At 73.4% G+C, this 14233-nt stretch carries 15 protein-coding genes; 14 read left to right on the forward strand and 1 reads right to left on the reverse strand.

Annotated elements, in window-relative coordinates:
* The first annotated feature begins 8 nt into the window (after positions 1-8).
* From BLQ91_RS09200 to BLQ91_RS09215, 4 genes are read left to right on the forward strand one after another with little or no spacing between them, the layout of a single operon-like run.
* A complete protein-coding gene (locus BLQ91_RS09200) occupies positions 9-1604 on the forward strand; it encodes a carbamoyltransferase family protein (RefSeq protein WP_090096311.1) in 1596 nt (531 codons plus the stop codon).
* The gene (locus tag BLQ91_RS09205) at positions 1601-2500 is read left to right on the forward strand and encodes a glycosyltransferase family 2 protein (RefSeq protein ID WP_090096312.1); all 900 of its coding nucleotides are present in this window, start codon (positions 1601-1603) and stop codon (positions 2498-2500) included. The genes BLQ91_RS09200 and BLQ91_RS09205 overlap by 4 nt, the downstream gene beginning before the upstream one ends.
* On the forward strand, positions 2497-3396 hold the full coding sequence (locus BLQ91_RS09210; RefSeq protein ID WP_218130199.1) for a glycosyltransferase family 9 protein: 900 nt from the start codon (positions 2497-2499) through the stop codon (positions 3394-3396). Before BLQ91_RS09205 ends, BLQ91_RS09210 begins: the two co-directional genes overlap by 4 nt.
* A complete protein-coding gene (locus tag BLQ91_RS09215) occupies positions 3357-4571 on the forward strand; it encodes a UDP-glucose dehydrogenase family protein (RefSeq protein WP_090096313.1) in 1215 nt (404 codons plus the stop codon). The genes BLQ91_RS09210 and BLQ91_RS09215 overlap by 40 nt, the downstream gene beginning before the upstream one ends.
* 69 nt (positions 4572-4640) lie before the next feature.
* Here BLQ91_RS09215 and BLQ91_RS09220 read toward each other — a convergent pair whose 3' ends face one another.
* The gene (locus BLQ91_RS09220) at positions 4641-5993 is read right to left on the reverse strand and encodes an aldehyde dehydrogenase family protein (RefSeq protein WP_090096314.1); all 1353 of its coding nucleotides are present in this window, start codon (positions 5991-5993) and stop codon (positions 4641-4643) included.
* Positions 5994-6040: 47 nt separating this feature from the next.
* Here BLQ91_RS09220 and BLQ91_RS09225 point away from each other — a divergent pair, with 47 nt between their 5' ends.
* Genes BLQ91_RS09225 through BLQ91_RS09270 form a run of 10 tightly spaced genes read left to right on the forward strand, consistent with a single transcriptional unit; the run spans position 6041 to position 14164 of the window.
* A complete protein-coding gene (locus tag BLQ91_RS09225; protein ID WP_090096315.1) occupies positions 6041-6436 on the forward strand; it encodes a ChaB family protein in 396 nt (131 codons plus the stop codon).
* Positions 6433-7425, forward strand: a complete 993-nt coding sequence (locus tag BLQ91_RS09230) for an NAD-dependent epimerase/dehydratase family protein (RefSeq protein WP_090096316.1) — start codon at positions 6433-6435, stop codon at positions 7423-7425. The genes BLQ91_RS09225 and BLQ91_RS09230 overlap by 4 nt, the downstream gene beginning before the upstream one ends.
* A gap of 53 nt (positions 7426-7478) precedes the next feature.
* Positions 7479-7994, forward strand: coding sequence for a D-glycero-alpha-D-manno-heptose-1,7-bisphosphate 7-phosphatase (locus BLQ91_RS09235; RefSeq protein ID WP_090096317.1), 516 nt, complete (start codon positions 7479-7481; stop codon positions 7992-7994).
* On the forward strand, positions 7991-8974 hold the full coding sequence (locus BLQ91_RS09240) for a glycosyltransferase family 9 protein (RefSeq protein WP_090096318.1): 984 nt from the start codon (positions 7991-7993) through the stop codon (positions 8972-8974). The genes BLQ91_RS09235 and BLQ91_RS09240 overlap by 4 nt, the downstream gene beginning before the upstream one ends.
* Positions 8971-9831: a glycosyltransferase gene (locus tag BLQ91_RS09245; RefSeq protein ID WP_090096319.1), complete on the forward strand. Its 861-nt coding sequence runs from the start codon at positions 8971-8973 to the stop codon at positions 9829-9831. The genes BLQ91_RS09240 and BLQ91_RS09245 overlap by 4 nt, the downstream gene beginning before the upstream one ends.
* Positions 9828-11027 (forward strand): glycosyltransferase, encoded by a 1200-nt coding sequence (locus BLQ91_RS09250; protein WP_090096320.1) that lies wholly within the window; start codon positions 9828-9830, stop codon positions 11025-11027. The genes BLQ91_RS09245 and BLQ91_RS09250 overlap by 4 nt, the downstream gene beginning before the upstream one ends.
* A gap of 2 nt (positions 11028-11029) precedes the next feature.
* Entirely contained in the window at positions 11030-11599 is a 570-nt protein-coding gene (locus BLQ91_RS09255; RefSeq protein ID WP_425412458.1) for a D-sedoheptulose-7-phosphate isomerase, read from the forward strand.
* A 2-nt stretch (positions 11600-11601) separates the two neighbouring features.
* Positions 11602-12870, forward strand: a complete 1269-nt coding sequence (gene rfaE2 / locus BLQ91_RS09260) for a D-glycero-beta-D-manno-heptose 1-phosphate adenylyltransferase (protein ID WP_218130231.1) — start codon at positions 11602-11604, stop codon at positions 12868-12870.
* A complete protein-coding gene (locus BLQ91_RS09265) occupies positions 12870-13541 on the forward strand; it encodes an SDR family oxidoreductase (protein ID WP_090096323.1) in 672 nt (223 codons plus the stop codon). Before rfaE2 ends, BLQ91_RS09265 begins: the two co-directional genes overlap by 1 nt.
* Before the next feature lie 35 nt (positions 13542-13576).
* On the forward strand, positions 13577-14164 hold the full coding sequence (locus tag BLQ91_RS09270) for a phosphatase PAP2 family protein (RefSeq protein ID WP_090096324.1): 588 nt from the start codon (positions 13577-13579) through the stop codon (positions 14162-14164).
* The last annotated feature ends 69 nt before the right edge of the window (positions 14165-14233 follow it).

Consider the following 14233-nt stretch of genomic DNA (forward strand, 5'->3'; position numbering starts at 1 on the left):
CGCACGTCATGCGAGTTCTCGGGATCAACGCGGTGTTCCACGACCCCGCCGCGGCTCTGGTGGTCGACGGTGAGGTCGTGGCGGCGGCGGAGGAGGAACGGTTCTCCCGCCGCAAGCACGGCAAGCGTCCGGTGCCGTTCTCCACGTGGGAACAGCCCGAGCTGTCGGCGCGCTGGTGCCTGGAGCGGGCCGGCCTGACCGCCGCTGATCTCGACGCCGTCGCGTACTCCTACGACCCCGCCCTGGTCGACGCGGAGTACGCACCATGGGAGGAACTGCGGACGACCTACGCGCGCAAGGCTCCGCAGTTCCTCGCCACCTCGCTGCCGGGTCTCGATCCCGACATCGTCCAGTTCGTGCCGCACCACGTCGCGCACGCCGCGTCCACCGGCCTCGCCGCGCCCTTCGGCGGCAACTGCGCCGTGCTGGTGGCCGACGGCCGCGGCGAGTGCGGCTCGCACCTGGCCGGGCGGTACGTGGACCAGACGCTGACGACCTTCGCGTCCCAGCGCCTTCCGCACTCGCTCGGCCTGATGTACGAGGACCTGACCGAGCACCTGGGGTTCCTGCGGTCCAGCGACGAGTACAAGGTCATGGCGCTGGCCTCGCACGCCGAACCGGTGCACCTCGACCTGCTGCGCGAGCACGTCGTGGTGCGCGACGGCGGCTTCGAGATCCGGCCGCTGGACTGGAGCACGCTCGCAAAGCAGCGCGGCGAGGACGAGGACCTCACCCGCGAGCACGCCGAGCTGGCGGCGAGCGTGCAGGTGCGCCTCGAGGAGGTGCTGCTGGAACTCGTGCGGTGGCTGCACGAACGCACCGGCGAGACCCGGCTGACGATGGCCGGCGGCGTGGCGCTGAACTGCGTGGCCAACACCAGGATCTTCGCGGAGGGGCCGTTCGACGAGGTGTGGGTCCAGCCCGCCGCCGGGGACGCGGGCACCGCGCTGGGAGCGGCGCTGCACGCGAGCGCGGACGTCGTGTCGCCGATGCCGGGCGCGGACCTCGGGCGCGGCTTCACCGACGACGAGATCGAGTCGGCGCTGCGGGTCGCCGCCGTGCCGTACAAGAGGTCCGACGACGTGGCGGGGGAGGTCGCCGAGGCGCTGGCCGCGAACAAGATCGTGGCGTGGTTCCAGGGCCGCAGCGAGTACGGCCCGCGCGCCCTCGGCCGCCGCTCCCTGCTCGCGAACCCCTGCTACGCCGAGAACCTGACGCGGCTCAACGACGTGAAGGGCCGCGAGCAGTTCCGGCCGGTGGCGCCCATGGTGCTCGCCTCGCGTGCCGCGGACGTGTTCACGCGCGGCCCGATTCCCAGCCCCTACATGCTCTTCGTGCACGACGTCCGTCCGGAGTGGACCGATCGCATCCCGGCCGTGGTGCACGTGGACGGCACGGCCCGCGCCCAGACCGTCGACGGTGACCCGCTGCTCGAGCGGATGCTGCACGAGTTCGAGGCGCGCAGCGGCGTCCCGGTGGTCGTGAACACCAGCCTCAACACCGCGGGACGGCCGATGGTCGACAGCCCGCGCGACGCGCTGGAGTGCTTCGGCTCGTCCCCGATCGACCTGCTCGCCATCGGCCCCTTCGTGGTGCGTCGATGAGCTACTCCGTCGTGATCCCCACCGTCGGGCGGCCGAACCTGGACGTCCTGCTGCGCGCGCTGGCCGAGGGCGAGGGACCCGACCCGTGCGAGGTGCTCGTGGTGGACGACCGCGAGACCCGCCTCGGCCCGGCCGCCGCGCGCAACACCGGCTGGCGGGAGGCGACGGGCGACTGGGTGGCGTTCCTCGACGACGACGTGGTGCTAGCGCCCGACTGGAAGGCGCGGCTGTGGGCGGATCTCGCCGACCTGCCCGAGGACGTCGGGGCGAGCCAGGCGCGGATCGTCGTGCCGCTGCCGCAGGACCGCAGGCCGACCGACGCCGAGCGCGGCACGGCGGGTCTCGCCACCGCCCACTGGATCACCGCCGACATGGCGTACCGGCGTGAAGCCCTGGCGCGGGCCGGCGGGTTCGACGAACGGTTCCCGCGCGCCTACCGCGAGGACGCCGAGCTGGCGTTGCGCGTGCAGGGCCTCGGTTACCGGATCGTGCGCGGCTCCCGCGTCACGACGCACCCGGTGAAGCCCTCGACCTTCCTCACCAGCGTCCGCGACCAGCGCGGCAACGCCGACGACGCCCTGATGCGCCGGCTGGTGGGACCGAAGTGGCGTTCGCGGATCGGCGGGCAGCGAGGACGGCTGCCGTCGCACGCGGCGACCACGGCGTCCGGCCTGCTCGCGGTGCTGTGCGGAGCGCTCGGCCTGCGCCGCGTGGCGGGGGCGTGCGTCGCGGTGTGGGCGGGACGCACGGTGTGGTTCGCGGTCGTGCGGATCGCACCGGGACCGCGGACCTGGGACGAGGTGGCCCGGATGCTGGTGACGAGCGCGCTGATCCCTCCCGTCGCCTGCTGGCACCGGGTGCGCGGCGAGCTGCGGCACCGGCGGGTGCGGCCGTGAGGATCCTGGTGCTGCGGGCGCTCGGGCTGGGCGACCTGCTGACCGCCGTGCCGGCCCTCAGAGGGCTGCGGGCGGCGTTCCCGCGGGCCGGGATCACCCTCGCCGCGCCCGAGTGGCTCGCGGACGTGGTGTCCAGGATCGAGGCGGTGGACGCGCTGCTGCCCACCGCGGAACTGGCGCCGATCGACTTCTCCCGGCCCGATCTCGCGGTCAACCTGCACGGCAGGGGACCCCAGAGCGTCGAACGGCTGCTCGCCACACAGCCGCGCCGCCTGATCACCTACGCCGACGGCCGGTGGGACGAGAGGGTGACCGCCCTCGAGTGGCCCGCCGAACAGCACGAGGTGCTGCGGTGGTGCCATCTGCTGCAACGGCACGGTATCCACTGCGATCCCGACGACTTCAGGCTGGCGCCCCCGGGAGAGCGGACCGGCCGGATCGTGGTCCACCCCGGCGCGAGCACGGGCGCGCGGAGGTGGCCGGCGGAGAGGTACGCCGCGGTCGCGCGGGCGCTCGGACCCGAGGTGGTGATCACCGCCGGACCGGGGGAGGAGGACCTCGCCCGCCGGGTGGGACCGAACGTCGTGGCGGGCACCCTCGCCGACCTGGTGGACCTCGTCGGCACCGCCCGGCTCGTCCTCTGCGGCGACACCGGGGTCGCCCACGTGGCCACCGCCTACCGGACGCCGTCGGTGCTGCTGTTCGGCCCGGTTCCGCCTGCCCTGTGGGGACCGCGCCGGGGCCCGCACCGGGCGCTCTGGCACGGCACGACCGGCGACACGTTCGCCGACGTCCCGGATCCGGGACTGCTGCGGATCACGGTCGAGGAAGTCCTGGACGCCGCGGGAGGTGTGCTGTGCGAATCGGAGTCGTCGGCGCCGGCTACGTCGGCCTGACCACCGCTGCCTGCTTCGCCCACCTCGGGCACAGGGTGACGTGCGCGGACGTGGACGCGGCCAAGGTGCGGGCGCTGTCCGCGGGCGAGGTGGCGCTGCACGAGCCGGGGCTGCGCGAGCTCGTCGCGGAAGGGCTGGAGAGCGGCCGCCTGCGGTTCGTCCAGGGCAGCGCTCTGTCCGATGTGGACTACACGTTCATCTGCGTGCAGACGCCGACCGGTGCCGACGGCGAGGCCGACCTGTCCGCCGTCGAGGACGTGCTGGGCCGGACTTCGACCCCGGTCGTGCTCAAGTCGACCGTGCCCGTCGGCACGGCGGCCAGGCACCCCGGTGTCGTGTCGAACCCGGAGTTCCTGCGCGAGGGCCACGCCGTCGAGGACTTCCTGCGCCCGCAACGGATCGTGGTCGGCGCGCAGGACGAACGGCAGGCCCGCGAGGTGGCCGGGCTGTACGGGGCGACCCGCGCTCCCGTCGTCCTCACCGACAACACCAGTGCCGAACTGGTGAAGTACGCGAGCAACTGCTTCCTGGCGCTGAAGCTGTCGTACGTCAACACGCTGGCCGAACTGTGCGAACAGCTGAACGCCGACATCGACGGCGTCACGGAGGGGATGCGGCTCGACGACAGGATCGGCGCGTCGTGCCTCGCGCCCGGTCCGGGCTGGGGAGGCTCGTGCCTGCCCAAGGACACGCTGGCGCTGCTCGCGACGGCGCGCACCGCCGGAGTCGACTTCGCCACGCTCGAGGCGGCCATCGCGACCAACCGGCACCAGCCGCGGCGGGTCGTCGACCGGATCCGTTCGGAGACCGGGCCGCTCGCCGGGGCCCGGATCGGGTTGCTGGGGCTGACGTTCAAGGCGGGCACCAACGACCTGCGCGACTCGCCGGCCCTGGTGGTGGCGGGGATGCTCGCGCGGGAAGGCGCCACGCTGACGGCCTACGACCCGTGCGTCACGGGCAACAGGCCCGGCATCGCGGTGGTGGGCAGCGCGGCGGAGGCGGCGGCCGGGGCGGACGTCCTGGTGGTGCTGACGGAGTGGCCGGAGTTCGCCGAGCTGGACTGGCCGGAGCTGGCGCAACGCGTGCGCGTGCCGCTCCTCTTCGACACCCGTCACGTGGTGCCGCCGGAGAAGGCGGAGGAGGCCGGGTTCCGGCTCGTCAGAATCGGGCACTGAGAACCGGGCACTGAGAACCGGGCACTGGGGGGGAAGGCGCCCCGACTGGGCACCGGCGTCTCCGGCCGATCAGGACCTGGTGCGGGGAACCCCGAGGTGGACCACCTTGGTCGTGGTCATCTCGTCGAGCAGCTCCGGCCCGTAGCCGAACCCGGTGCCGGACGCGCCACGCGGCTGGGCCGCGCCGCCGGGCGCGCCGCCGAACACCGCGTTGACCTTCACCGTGCCCACCGGCAGCTCCCGCCAGGCGCGCTGGGCGTTCTCCATCGACGCGGTCAGCACCGTCGCCGCGAGGCCGTAGTCGCCCGTGCAGGCCTCGGTCAGGCCCTCCTCGAACGACGACACCAGCTGCACCGGCGCGACCGGGCCGAAGGTCTCCTCGCACATCACCCGCATCGCGCTGCCGCAGTCCGCCAGCACCGTCGCCGGGTAGAACGCGCCGGGACCGTCGGGCACCGATCCGCCCACCAGGGCCGAGGCGCCTGCCGCGAGGGCGCTCGACACCTGCTCGTGCACGAACTCGCGGTGCCGGGTGTCGACCAGCGGCTGCGGATCGGTGTTCCACTCGCGGGCCCGCGCGCACAGCGCCTCCAGGAACGGCGTCGCGATCGCCTTGTGGAGGTAGATCCGCTCGACCGAAGTGCAGAGCTGACCCGCGTTGGTGAACGCCCCCAGCGCGGCCTGGGAGGCGGCCCACGCCGGGTCGACGTCGTCGTCGACGAGCAGCGGGTCGTTGCCACCGTTCTCCAGCAACAACTTCGCCGACGAGGTGCGTGCGATCGCACGGCCCGTCGCGGTGCTGCCGACGTGGGCGACGAGGTCGACGTCGGGGGAGCGGACGAGCGCGGAGCCGACCTCGCCGTCACCGACCAGCGTCTGCAGCACCCCGGCGGGGAAGTGCGGCCGCAGCACGGTCGCGAGCAGCAGTCCGGTGTGCGGGCAGCGCTCGCTCGGCTTGTGCACCACCACGTTCCCCGTCACCAGTGCGGCGCCGAGAAGGCCGCACGCCACCGCCACCGGGTCGTTCCACGGTGTCAGCGCCACGACGAGCCCGCGCGGTTCCGGGACCATGAAGTCGACGGCGGAGCCGAGCAGGGACCGTCCGCGGTGGACCGGGCCGAGCTCGGCGTACTGCTCCAGCGTGGAGACGCCGGCCATCACTCCCTCGCGCGCGGAGGCGAACGGCCGTCCCGTCTCGGTCTCCACCACCGTCGCGAGGTCGTTCGCCCGCTCCCGCAACGCCGCCGCGGCTTCGCGCAGCGCTGCTCCGCGTTCGGCGGCGGGGGTGGCGGCCCAGCCGGGGAAGGCCGACCGGGCGGTGGACAGCGCGGAGGAGACCTCGGACGGCGTGGCGGTGGGGAGCCATCCGACGAGCTGCGAGTCGCGCGGGCTGTGGACATCGATGGCGTGCATGGTCGTCATGTCGTTCGGGTACCCGTCATCGCAGGTGAAAACCTTGGAGGAGAGCCATGCCCGGACGGCAGGAACTGCCCAGCACGGTGGCCCGCTCGTCGGAGAAAGCGCAACGGACGTGGATCAAGGCGCACGACTCGGCAGTGGAGTCCTACGGCGAGGGCGAACGTGCGCACCGCACCGCCTTCTCCGCGTTGAAGCACGGCTTCGAGAAGGTGGGTGACCACTGGGAGGCCAAGGAGGAGAAGGGGCCCTCCGACCCGCAGGCCGAGCGCGGCACCCCGGCCGCCGGCGAGACGGCCGGCGGAGTCGACGCGAACGCGAGCAAGGAGCACCTCTACGACATCGCGACGAGGCTGGAGATCGAGGGCCGCTCCCGGATGACCAAGGACGAGCTCGTCGACGCCATCCAGAAGGCGAACGACCGCGAGACGGCGAGGGCGCGCTCATGAAGGTCGTCGTCACCGGTGCGAGCGGGAACGTCGGAACGGCTCTCTTACGCCGCCTGGCCCAGGAGCCGGACGTCCAGGTGCACGGCCTGTCCCGTCGCCCGCCGGGCGACGCGCCGCCGTACCGCGGGGTGCCCTGGACACCGGTCGACCTCGGCCGGGCCGGCGCGGAAGAGGTGCTGAAGACGGCTTTCGAGGGAGCCGACGCCGTGGTGCACCTGGCGTGGATGATCCAGCCCTCCCGCGACGAGCGGCGGCTGTACCGGACGAACGTGGCCGGCTCCGCGCAGGTCTTCAGCACGGCGGCCGAGGTCGGTGTGCCGCACCTGGTGCACATGTCGTCCGTCGGCGCGTACTCACCGGGCGGCAAGGACCGGCACGTGGACGAGTCGTGGCCGGTCAACGGCGTGACGTCGTCGTTCTACAGCAGGCACAAGGCCGCTGTGGAGCACATGCTGAACAAGTTCGAGTCGCAGCTGCTGATCTCGCGTCCGCGCCCCGGCCTGATCCTGCAGTCCGACGCCGGGTCGGAGATCCACGAGTACTTCCTGGGCAAGCTGGTGCCGAAAGCGCTGTTCCGGCAGCGCATCCCCGTCCTGCCGCTGCCGCGCCGCCTGATGCTGCAGTTCGTCCACGCCGACGACGTCGCCGACGGACTGGCCCTCATCCTGAAGCACCGGCCGCACGGCGCGGTGAACCTCGTGGCCGATCCCGTCGTCACTCCCCGTGTTCTCGCGGAGGTCCTCGGCGGTCGTCACGTCACGGTCCCGGAAGGGCTGGTGCGGGCTCTGGCGAGCGCGAGCTGGCACCTCCGGCTGCAGCCCACCCCGCCCGGTTGGGTGGACCTCGCGCTGAAGTCTCCGCTGCTCGACGCCTCGCGCGCACGAATCGAGCTCGGTTGGAAACCCCAGTTCGACGCGCAGGAAGCCCTCCGGGCACTGGTGCGCGGGATCGGGGAGGGCAAGGACGTGCCGGCGAGTCCGGCGCTCTAGAAGCGCTTCGCCGAGTAGCGTTTCAAGCCGCTTTTCTCGGCTAACTCTCCTCTATGGACGAGCCTTTCGACGCGGTGCTGTTCGACCGCGACGGCACGCTGATCCGGGACGTCCCGTACAACGGCGACCCGGATCGCGTGACCCCGATGCCAGGTGCCCGCGAGGTGTTGCGGGCCCTGCGCGCCCGTGGTCTGCGCACCGGCGTCGTGAGCAACCAGTCCGGGATCGGCCGCGGAATCCTGGCCCACGAGCAGGTCGCGGCGGTGAACGCGCGCGTCGAGGAACTGCTGGGCCCCTTCGGCACCTGGCAGATCTGCCCGCACCACCCCGACGAGGGCTGCGCGTGCCGCAAACCCGCGCCGGGTCTGGTGCTGGCGGCCTGCGAGGCCCTGGACGTCCGCCCCGAACGCGTTGTCGTCGTCGGTGACATCGGGGCTGACGTGGACGCGGCCGCCGCGGCCGGTGCGTCGTCGGTGCTCGTGCCCACCGAGGTCACCCTCCGCGAAGAGGTCGACAGGGCACCGCGCACCGCGCCCGACCTCGAGTCCGCGATCGGGATGATCTTGTGAGGACGCTCGTCGCGCGTCTGGACAGCGACGGGGACGTGCTGCTGGCCGGGCCGGCGGTGCGTGCCGCCGCGACGGCGGGTGAGGTCGTCTTCCTCTGCGGCCCGAACGGCGTCCGGGCCGCGGAGCTGCTGCCCGGCGTCACCCGCGTCATCGAGTGGGAGTGCCCGTGGATCGCGAACCCGGCTCCCGAGGTCCGCCCGTTCGACGTCGAGGCCGTCATCGCGTTGCTGCACGGCGTGCGCGCCGACGTGGCGTTGATCCTGACGTCCTTCCACCAAAGCCCGCTGCCACTCGCTCTCGTCCTGCGGCTCGCGGGCCTGCCGAAGATAGTCGCGCGGTCGGTCGACTACCCCGGTTCGCTGCTCGACGTACGTCTGACCGGCGACGAGGACGTCCCCGAGACGCAGCGGGCGCTGGAGGTCGCGCTGGCCGCCGGGTTCGCGCTCCCGGACGGCGACGACGGCCGCCTGGCCGTCGTCGACCCCCCGAAGTCACCACTGGGCCGTCCGTACGTGGTGGTGCACCCTGGTGCGACGGCTCCCGCCCGCACCTGGTCGCCCGACAGGTGGGCCAAAGCCGTGGTCGCCCTGACCGCGGCCGGCCACCGCGTGGTCGTGACCGGAGGACCGGCGGAAGCCGCGCTCACCGGGCACGTCGCGGGCGCGTGCGGAACCGATCTCGGCGGACGCACCAGCTTGCTCGAACTGGCCGGGGTGCTCGCCGGCGCCGATGCCGTCGTGGTCGGCAACACCGGCCCGGCCCACCTCGCCGCCGCGGTCGGCACTCCCGTCGTGTCGCTGTTCGCCCCGGTCGTCCCGGCGGCCAGGTGGGCACCGCACGGCAGGCACGTGCTGCTCGGTGACCAGAACGCGCCGTGCCGCGGGACGAGGGCCCGCCACTGCCCGGTGCCAGGACATCCCTGTCTCGACCAGGTCGACCCGGCTGACGTCGTGGCCGCGGTGGCGGAGGTGACGGCGTGAAGATCCTGCTGTGGCACATGCACGGCTCCTGGACGCACTCGTTCGTCCAGGGCGGTCACGAGTACCTGGTCCCGGGGCCGCCTCACGGCATCGGGCTCGCCGGGAGGCCGTGGGACGCGCGGGAGGTCGATCCGTCCGAAGTGGACGCCGACGTCGCGGTCGTCCAGCGGCTGGAGGAGCTGTCGCAGGTGCCGTCCGGGATCCCGGTGGTGTACCTGGAGCACAACACGCCCAGCCGTCCGGCGCAGGAGCACCCGCTGGCCGGCTGGGACGGGACGCTGGTCCACGTCACGCACTTCAACGACCTGATGTGGGACTGCGGCACGACGAGGACCGTCGTGATCGAGCACGGCGTCGTCGACCCCGGGCCGCTCTACACCGGAGAGCTCCCACGTGCGGCGGCGGTCATCAACGAGCCGGTCCGCCGCGGCCGGATCGTCGGCACCGACCTGCTGCCGAGGTTCGACCCGGTCGACGTGTTCGGCATGGGGACCGAGGAGATCGGCGGCATGGGCGACCACGGACTCCAAGCGCTGCACCGGGAACTGGCCCGGCGCCGCGTCTACGTGCACACCCCGCGCTGGACCTCCCTCGGGCTGTCGCTGCTCGAGGCCATGCACATCGGCATGCCGGTCGTCGCGCTGGCGAGCACGGAGGCGATCAGGGCGGTGCCCCCGGAAGCCGGCGCGATCTCGACGAACGTGGACGAACTGGTGGCCGCGACACGGGAGCTCATCGCCGATCCCGTTCTCGCACAGGAGAAAGGACGACGGGCTCGCGAGACCGCGCTGGCCCGCTACGGGCTCGACGCGTTCCTGCGCAACTGGGACGCGACCCTGAAGGAGGTGATCGGATGAGGATCGCGATGGTGTCGGAACACGCCAGTCCGCTCGCGGCTCTGGGTGCTGCCGACGCGGGAGGGCAGAACGTGCACGTGGCCGCGCTGGCGGCCGCGCTGGTGCGGCGTGGTCACGAGGTCGTGGTCTACACCCGGCGCGACTCGCGCCGCCTGCCCCGCCGGGTGGGCACCCCCGACGGCTACGAGGTCGTGCACGTGCCCGCAGGTCCTGCGAAACAGGTGCCCAAGGACGACCTGCTGCCGCACATGACCGAGTTCTCCCGCTTCCTCGCGCACGACTGGGGCGATCGGCCGCCCGACGTGGTGCACAGCCACTTCTGGATGTCCGGCCTGGCCTCGGTGCTCGCCGTGCGGCACACCCGGATCCCGCTCGTGCACACCTACCACGCCCTCGGCACGGTCAAGCGCCGCCACCAGGGCGCGCAGGACACCAGCCCGGCCGAACGGATCGCCGTGGAGCGCCTGGTCGGCCACGAAGCCGACGCCATCGCCGCCACGTGCGACGACGAGGTCGAGGAGCTCCTCTCCATGGGCCTGCGGCGGAACAAGATCGCGGTCGTGCCGTGCGGCGTGGACACCGCGTTGTTCAGCCCCGCCGGTCCGGCGGCGCCGCGGACGGGCCGGCGCAGGATCGTGTCGGTCGGCAGGTTCGTGCCCCGCAAGGGTTTCGACGACCTCATCGCGGCGCTGCCGCTGGTGCGGGACGCGGAGCTGGTGATCGCCGGTGGACCGCCCGACCTGAAGGCCGACCCCGAGGCGCGCCGGCTGCTCGCCCGCGCGGAACTGTGCGGGGTGGCGGACCGCGTGCGCCTCGCCGGGCAGGTGGCGCGTGCGGACATGCCCGCGTTGCTGCGCTCGGCGGACGTGGTGGCGTGCGTGCCGTGGTACGAGCCGTTCGGCATCGTCCCGCTGGAGGCGATGGCCTGCGGCGTCCCGGTCGTCGCGTCGGCGGTCGGTGGTCTCACCGACACCGTCGTCCACGGCGTCACCGGTGTGCAGGTGCCGCCGCGTGATCCGCGCGCTCTCGGACGGGCGCTGCGCGAGCTGCTGGCGAACCCGTCGCGCGGCTTCGCCTACGGGATCGCGGGCAAGGACAGGGTGGACGTCAAGTACACCTGGGACGAGATCGCCGCCCGCACGGAGCTCGTCCACCGGCGGGCGCGGACGACCGGAGACCTGGCGGTGGCCCAGTGACCGTGGAAAGCCACCTCGACGGGCTGACGACCACCCTGGCGGGGCTGCGCGCCCAGTCCTCCCGCATCCACCGCTGGGGGGAGCACCTGGCGCGGCTGCTCGTGAGCGGCGGCCGGGTGCTCGCGGCCGGCAACGGCGGTTCGGCCGCCGAGGCCCAGCACCTCACCGCCGAGCTGGTCGGCCGCTACCGCGACGACCGCGCGCCGTTCTCCGCGCTGGCGTTGTGCGCCGAGACCTCCAGCGTCACGGCGATCGCCAACGACTACGGCTACGACCAGGTCTTCGCCCGCCAGGTCACGGCGCACGCCCGGCCCGGCGACCTCGTGGTGCTGCTGTCCACCAGCGGCAGCAGCCCGAACCTGCTGGAGGCCGTGCACGCCGCGCGGCGGGCGGGAGCGATCTCGTGGGCGCTCACCGGGCCGCTGCCGAACCCCCTGGCGTCCCTGGCCGACGACGCGCTGGCCCTGCCCGGTCAGGCCTGCAACGTGCAGGAGGCGCAACTGGTCGTCGTGCACGCGCTGTGCGAGGCCTTCGAAGCGGCGCTGCCGTCGTCGATGAGGAGGGCGTCGTGAGGATGGTGGTGGTCGGTGACGCCCTGCTCGACGTCGACGTGGAGGGGACCGTCGAGCGCGTCTGCCCGGACGCCCCCGCCCCCGTGCTGGACGTCGTCGGCGAGCACGCCAGAGCCGGGGGCGCTGCCCTGGCGGCGATGATGGTGGCGCGCGACGGCGTGGACGTGACGCTGGTCAGCGCGCTGTCGTGCGACGAGGCGGGGGAGCGGCTGCGGTCGCTGGTCGAGGTCCCCGCCCTGTACGGGCGCACCGGGGCGGTGCCGGTCAAGACGCGGCTGCGGTCCGGTGGCACCTCCCTGGCGCGCGTGGACCGCGCCGGTTCGGGAACGCCCGAGGTCACCGACGACATGCTCGACGTGGTGCTGTCCGCCGACTTCGTCCTGGCCTCCGACTACGGACGCGGGCTGCTGCGCGACGAACGGCTGCGGTCGGTGCTCACGCGCGTCCCGGTGGTGTGGGACCCGCATCCCCGCGGCCCGGCGCCAGTGCCGGGCGCGCGCCTGGTGACGCCGAACCTGGCCGAGGCCACGGCGTTCAGCGGCCTGGCCGCCCCCGACGAGGCGGCGCGCGAGCTGGCGGCCCGCTGGCGGGCCCGTGCCGTCGTGGTGACGCTGGGCAGCCGGGGCGCCCTGCTGCACTGCGGCGGGACGCCCGTCGCCGTGCCCGCGCCGGCGGTGCGGGCGGCGGATCCCTGCGGAGCGGGGGACCGGTTCGCCGCGTCGGCGGCCGTCCAGCTCGCCGGGGGCGCCGCGCCGGACGACGCGGTGGCACGGGCGGTCGCGGACGCGGCCGAGTTCCTCGCCGGCGGCGGGGTCTCGGGCCTGCGGGTGCCGCTGCCGTCCACTGTGGAGTCGGTGCGCCGTCGTGGCGGGAAGGTCGTCGCCACGGGCGGGTGCTTCGACGTCCTGCACACCGGGCACGTACGGATGCTCGCCGCCGCCCGCGCGCTGGGCGACTGCCTGGTGGTGTGCCTCAACTCCGACCAGTCCGTGCGGAGGCTCAAGGGCGAGGGACGGCCGGTCAACCGGGAGTCCGAGCGCGTGGAGGTGTTGCGCGCGTTGGAGTCCGTGGACGACGTGGTCGTGTTCGGGGAGGACACCCCGGAGAACGTGCTGGGCCGGTTGCGCCCCGACGTGTGGGTGAAGGGCGGCGACTACACCGCCGACCAGCTGCCGGAGACCGTTGTCCTGCGGCGCTGGGGTGGGCGGACGGTCGTCGTGCCGTACCACCGGGGCCGTTCGACGACCGCGATCCTGTCGAGGAGGGCTTGATGCTGGGCAACGTGCTGGTGACCGGAGGTGCCGCCGGACTCGGAGCGGCGGTGGCGCAGGCGGTGCGCGAAGCCGGGGGGACACCGCTGGTGCTGGACAAGTCCGCACCGGACACCGGGGAGTTCGAGCTGGTCGACCTCGCGGACGGGCGTGCCGCCGAAGAGGCGGTCCGGACGCTCGCCGAACGGCACGGCCGCTTCAGCGGTGTGGTGACCGCGGCCGGCATCGACCGCTGCGGCACGCTCGCCGAGGTGCCGCCCGACGAGTGGGAACAGGTGGTGCGGGTCAACCTGTTCGGCACGGCGGCGGTGATCAGGGCCGCGTTGCCGCACCTGGAGAACGGCCGCGTGGTCACGGTCGCCTCGACGCTCGGGCTGCGCGCTGTCAGCGACGCGACGGCCTACTGCGCCTCGAAGTTCGGCGTCGTCGGGTTCACCCGCGCACTGGCCGCCGAGACCGCGGGGGAGGTCGGCGTCACGCTGGTGGTGCCCGGCGGGATGCGCACGAACTTCTTCGACGACCGCACCGAGCAGTACCGGCCGCGGGACCTCGACAAGCTGAACCCGCCGGACCGGGTGGCGGCGGCGATCGTGTTCGCGCTGAGCCAGCCGGAGGGCTGCGAGATCCGCGAGCTCGTCATCGCCCACGCGGAAGAGCCGTCCTGGCCGTAGGTTGGCGAAATGGCGTTCCGGGTACACGACGCGTCATGAGCGGCGCGGACGAGCTGGAAGAACTGGACGCGGACTCGTTGCACGACAGCGAGGCGCTGCCCTTCAGGCGTCCGCACCCCGTCATCATCGCCGCCAGCGTCACGGCACGCGGTGGCGTGCTGTGGTTGCCGGTGGCCGGCCTGCTCGCGCTGGCCGGGCGGCGCAGGACCGCGAAACGCGCGCTCACCGCGGCCGCGGTGGCGATGCCGCTGGGCCATCTGGTGAGCTTCGTGGTGCACCGCCGCAGACCGCCCGCCGCGAACCTGCCCGCACGGCAGGCGTTGCCGGAGCACCCCGACTCGTCGTCGTTCCCCTCCAAGCACGCGGTGACGGCTGCCGCGTTCGGCACCGCCACCGCGCTGGAGGACCCCGCGGCCGCCGTGTTCGTGATCCCGCTGGTGCTGCTGGTCGCCTACAGCCGCCTCAGGACCCGTGTGCACTGGCCGACGGACGTCCTGGGCGGCTTGGCGATGGGTGCGCTCGTGGCGCTGGCCCAAGCCGGGGCAGGGCGTTCGGCCAGGGCCAGGGCGACGGCGCGCAGGCTGGCGGCCGTCGTGCGATCGGTCTTCTCCGGCCACTCGTGACCTTCGTCGGTCTCGGAGATCGTCGTGTCCACCCGCTCCAGCACCCGCTGCGTGAACGTGGACGGTTGG

The organism is Lentzea jiangxiensis (assembly GCF_900104175.1).
GTDB classification, from domain to species: Bacteria; Actinomycetota; Actinomycetes; order Mycobacteriales; family Pseudonocardiaceae; genus Lentzea; species Lentzea jiangxiensis.

Bases quoted from the DNA above. Each gene is read 5' to 3' on its own strand.
- BLQ91_RS09225 (WP_090096315.1), top strand. From the start codon at position 6,041: ATGCCCGGACGGCAGGAACTGCCCAGCACGGTGGCCCGCTCGTCGGAG.
- BLQ91_RS09230 (WP_090096316.1), top strand. From the start codon at position 6,433: ATGAAGGTCGTCGTCACCGGTGCGAGCGGGAACGTCGGAACGGCTCTC.
- BLQ91_RS09235 (WP_090096317.1), top strand. From the start codon at position 7,479: ATGGACGAGCCTTTCGACGCGGTGCTGTTCGACCGCGACGGCACGCTG.
- BLQ91_RS09265 (WP_090096323.1), top strand. From the start codon at position 12,870: ATGCTGGGCAACGTGCTGGTGACCGGAGGTGCCGCCGGACTCGGAGCG.
- BLQ91_RS09200 (WP_090096311.1), top strand. From the start codon at position 9: ATGCGAGTTCTCGGGATCAACGCGGTGTTCCACGACCCCGCCGCGGCT.
- BLQ91_RS09205 (WP_090096312.1), top strand. From the start codon at position 1,601: ATGAGCTACTCCGTCGTGATCCCCACCGTCGGGCGGCCGAACCTGGAC.
- BLQ91_RS09250 (WP_090096320.1), top strand. From the start codon at position 9,828: ATGAGGATCGCGATGGTGTCGGAACACGCCAGTCCGCTCGCGGCTCTG.
- BLQ91_RS09220 (WP_090096314.1), bottom strand. From the start codon at position 5,993: ATGACGACCATGCACGCCATCGATGTCCACAGCCCGCGCGACTCGCAG.
- rfaE2 (WP_218130231.1), top strand. From the start codon at position 11,602: ATGGTGGTGGTCGGTGACGCCCTGCTCGACGTCGACGTGGAGGGGACC.
- BLQ91_RS09270 (WP_090096324.1), top strand. From the start codon at position 13,577: ATGAGCGGCGCGGACGAGCTGGAAGAACTGGACGCGGACTCGTTGCAC.